This is a genomic window from Calditrichota bacterium (assembly GCA_014359355.1).
In the GTDB taxonomy this organism is placed as follows: domain Bacteria; phylum Zhuqueibacterota; class Zhuqueibacteria; order JANLFK01; family Oleimicrobiaceae; genus Oleimicrobium.
Map to the genome: position 1 here is coordinate 1 of JACIZP010000374.1, position 3,978 is coordinate 3,978.

Here is a 3,978-nt window from a genome sequence, read left to right on the forward strand (position 1 = left end):
CAAACTGCCACCCTCGTACGAAATCTGACCCTGCGGACCCAGCACAAAGGGAATCGTGTTATCGAACTCGCCGGCGACCAGGTGCAACACGCCGTTGATGGTGGTGGGCTGCGACAACGTCACCCCCGCCGGGTTGGCAATGAGCAGATTGCCCACCACCGCCGGCATGCGCGTGCTGGTCACCTGCGCCACCGCCCCATTGAAACCATAGCTCGAGCCCGCCGGCAACGTCACCACACCCGTCACATCCCGGAACACCTCCTCTACCCCACCAGCAAGCGCCGTTACCAACGTCGCCCCCTCGTTGAGCACAAAAATACCCGCCCCCGCTAACCGACTCTCCCCCATGTCCAAAGTCGTACCGCCACCGACCTCAATCGGCAACGCCGTCAGCGTGTTCCCTCCGCCAAGCCGCAAGTACTGCGTCCCCTGCTTGGCAAACACAAACCTTGCTCCGCCAGGCGTCTGCGTCGAACTCTGCGTGGTGGCATTGGACATCGAAAAATCACCCTCGTACAGATACCACGTCGTGGTGCCGTTGGGCTGCGAACCCCGACTGATGGAAAAGTTGCCACCCGTCACCGCAATATCCCCGTAATGGTGCACAATGAAGGTGGTGTTCGCCGTGCTCGTCCCATGCACCGCAAACGCCCCACCCTCAACAATCACATCCCCCAGCACCGTGATGACCGACGTATCCCCCGCAGCCGTCGAGCTCATCTGCCAACGGTAGGCGCCCGTGTTCACCACCCGAATATCGCCGCCGATGGTGATGTTGTCCCACCCCATGTCGCGGTTGCGACCCAGATTGGGGGTGTTGAACACCACGTGGTGGAAATTCTGGTTGCGATTGGCCGGCGCATCCTGCTTCGTCCCCGTCAACAGGAACGTCGAGCCCTCCTGCCAAGTAGCCAACGGCACACTCCCCCCGTCCCGCGCGTGCTCGTAGGTGCTGCCGTCGCCAAAAGCCAACGAGCCGCTCGTCACCTCCACCACGCCATTGTCCTGCACCTTGAGGTAGCCACCAATCTCAACGGGAATATCCACCCGCACCGTGTCGCTGCCGTCAACAGTGATCTTCTCCGTGCCCCTCGGCGCACTGGGCACCGCCACCCACCGATCTACCACTAACCCCTCCCACGTCGAGGCCTGACTCCAATCGCCCGACTGCACCGAGCGGTATTCGGTCACCACTAACGGCACCTTCAAACTGCCACCCTCGTACGAAATCTGACCCTGCGGACCCAGCACAAAGGGAATCGTGTTATCGAACTCGCCGGCGACCAGGTGCAACACGCCGTTGATGGTGGTGGGCTGCGACAAAACCACACCCTCAGAATTGTTAATCGTTAGGTCATTCACCACCGATGGCATCGCCGCGCCGGTCACCTGCCGTGTGGTTCCATTGAACGTGTAGTTGGCGTCACTGCTCAGCGTCACCACTTCGGCTGGCAATGTCCCCAAGAAGCCCGCCACGCCATCGCTGTGAGCCGTTGCCAGCGTTGCGCCCGGATTCAAGACAAAGATGCCGTTGCCCGCCAACACGCTCTGCCCCACGTCCAACGTGGTGCCAGAGCTCACCTCGATGGGCAAGTTGACAATGTTGTTGCCCTCACCCAAGGTCAGCTTCTGCACCCCAGCCTTGGCGAACACAAACTTGGCATTGCCGGCCGTCGGGTTGGAGTTCTGCGTGGTGGCATTCGACATCGACAGATCGCCCTCGTACAGATACCAGGTTGTCGTTCCGGAACCATTACCCTGGGAGCCGCGAGCGATGGAAAAGTTGCCACCCGTCACCGCAATATCCCCGTAATGGTGCACAATGAAGGTGGTGTTCGCCGTGCTCGTCCCGTGCACCGCAAACGCCCCACCCTCAACAATCACATCCCCCAGCACCGTGATGACCGACGTGTCCCCCGCAGCCGTCGAGCTCATCTGCCAACGGTAGGCACCCGTGTTCACCACCCGAATATCGCCGCCAATGGTGATGTTGTCCCACCCCATGTCGCGGTTGCGGCCCAGATTGGGGGTGTTGAACACCACGTGGTAGAAATTCTGGTTGCGATTGGCCGGCGCATCCTGCTTCGTCCCCGTCAACAGAAACGTCGACCCCTCCTGCCAAGTGGCCAACGGCACACTCCCCCCATCCCGCGCGTGCTCGTACACCGAGCCGGCAGCAAAGGCCAGCGAGTCTCCGCCTGCGAGCATGCCGCGGTTCACCACAGTGCCTTCAACGAGTCCTTTGGGCGCGGTGATAAGGCCAAGAGTGTCCACCCTCATGAGTGCACCCGGCAGTACCGCGAGTTGTGACGTCCACACGGTGTCGTTGAATGACACACCCTGCGGGTTCACCACCCCCAAGAAGCGCGTTGAGTCAGGCAGAAGACTGCCAGCAGCCTGCGGCTCGATGCCGTTGAAGACATATCCTGCCGCCTTGCTCAGCAGCTTCTCTCCGGAAGTGCCAATGGCCTCGTCGAGGCCACCCGGCGCAGCAGTCTGCAGGGTCGCTCCTGCGGAAAGCACGAACTTGCCGTTCCCACCCAGTTTCGAAGTGCCCATGTTCAGAGTCGCGCCGCTGTCGACCTGCACAGGCAAGCCACCCCCGCCATAGGTGACGTTTTCCAGCAGGAGGTTCTGGACTCCCCCGGTCTTGGCGAAAATGAACGTTGCCCGCCATGGATTGGAATTCTGGGTGGTAGCGTTGGACAGCGAGAAATTGCCCTCATGCAGGTACCATTTAGTCCAACCGGTGCCGGTCTGGCCCCCCTGGCTGCCTCTGCTGATGGCGAAGGTGCCCCCGGTCACCAGAATGTCGCCGTATTGGTGCACCTCCACCTGCGTGGCACTGCTGGTTCCTTGTGTCTCGAATTGGCCATTCTGAACAATCACGTCGCCCTGGATGGTCACGGTGCCCGAAGTGCCACCCACGAGTCGCCAGCGCGCTGAACCAGTGTTGAGTACCACAATGTCTCCGCTGACCGTCTTCCCTGCGAGGTTGAGGTCCAAATTGCTGGTCAGCCCCGGTGTGTTCAGCACAATGTTCCAGTAGTCCTGACCCCTGTTCGCGGGCGCTGAACTCGTAATGCCAGTGAGGAGAATCGTCGACCTCTCCCCCCAACTGGCTTGGGGGATGCTGCCGCCATTCCGTGCGTGCTCGTACTGCCCTCCATCCAAGAAAGCCAGTGAACCAGTGGTGACTTCCACGCTTCCGGTGTCCTGGACCTTGAGGGAGCCGCGGATCTCTACCGGCACGTCGATGCTCACCACGTCCGTGCCCTTGACCGTGATGTTTTCCGTGCCGATTGGCGGCGTGCTGGCTGCAACCCATTGCGTTCCGTCAAAGACTTCCCAGGTAGCGGCTTCGCTCCAATTCCCCGTCGTGGCAGAACGGTAGTCCCCCATTTGCTGAGCCGAGACAAGCCCGGCGAGCGCCACCAAGACGATGGCCGACAACCAAAGTGCGTACCTTTTGCTTGTCATGACGGCATCCTCCTATGACTGATATGCTCTCTAGGTGCACCCTACACTCTGACAAGAGCTGGGCGCCTACCTCTGAACCAGCATTCTCCCCATCTTCACCACGTCGCCCGCCTGCACACGGTAGAAATAGATGCCCATGGGGAGTCCTCGCGGTCCCCACGTCAATTCATGGACACCTGGCTGCTTCTTCCCCTCGTACAACGTCGCAACTTCTTGTCCGAGAAGATTCAGGACCTTCACACTCACGTAGCTCGCACTTGGTAAACCAAAACGGATAGATGTCGTTCCCCGGAAGGGGTTGGGGTAGTTCTGTTCGACAAAAAAGGCGCGCGGAACATTCTCCTGCCTCGATGTTACCCCGACGGCGATCTTCAGACTTCCTCCCTCATAATAAATCGAGCCGCTGGGTCCCAAGGTGAAGGGAATGGTGTTGTCAAACTCGCCGGCCATCAGCCGGAGCACGCCATTGATCGTCGTCGGTTGGGAAAGTGTCACACC

At 60.4% G+C, this 3,978-nt stretch carries 2 protein-coding genes; both read right to left on the reverse strand.

Annotated elements, in window-relative coordinates:
• A partial coding sequence (locus tag H5U38_15685) for a hypothetical protein (protein MBC7188465.1) occupies window positions 1-3,480 on the reverse strand: 3,480 nt, incomplete at its 3' end.
• A gap of 66 nt (window positions 3,481-3,546) precedes the next feature.
• On the reverse strand, window positions 3,547-3,978 hold a 432-nt coding region (locus H5U38_15690), incomplete at its 5' end, for a T9SS type A sorting domain-containing protein (protein ID MBC7188466.1).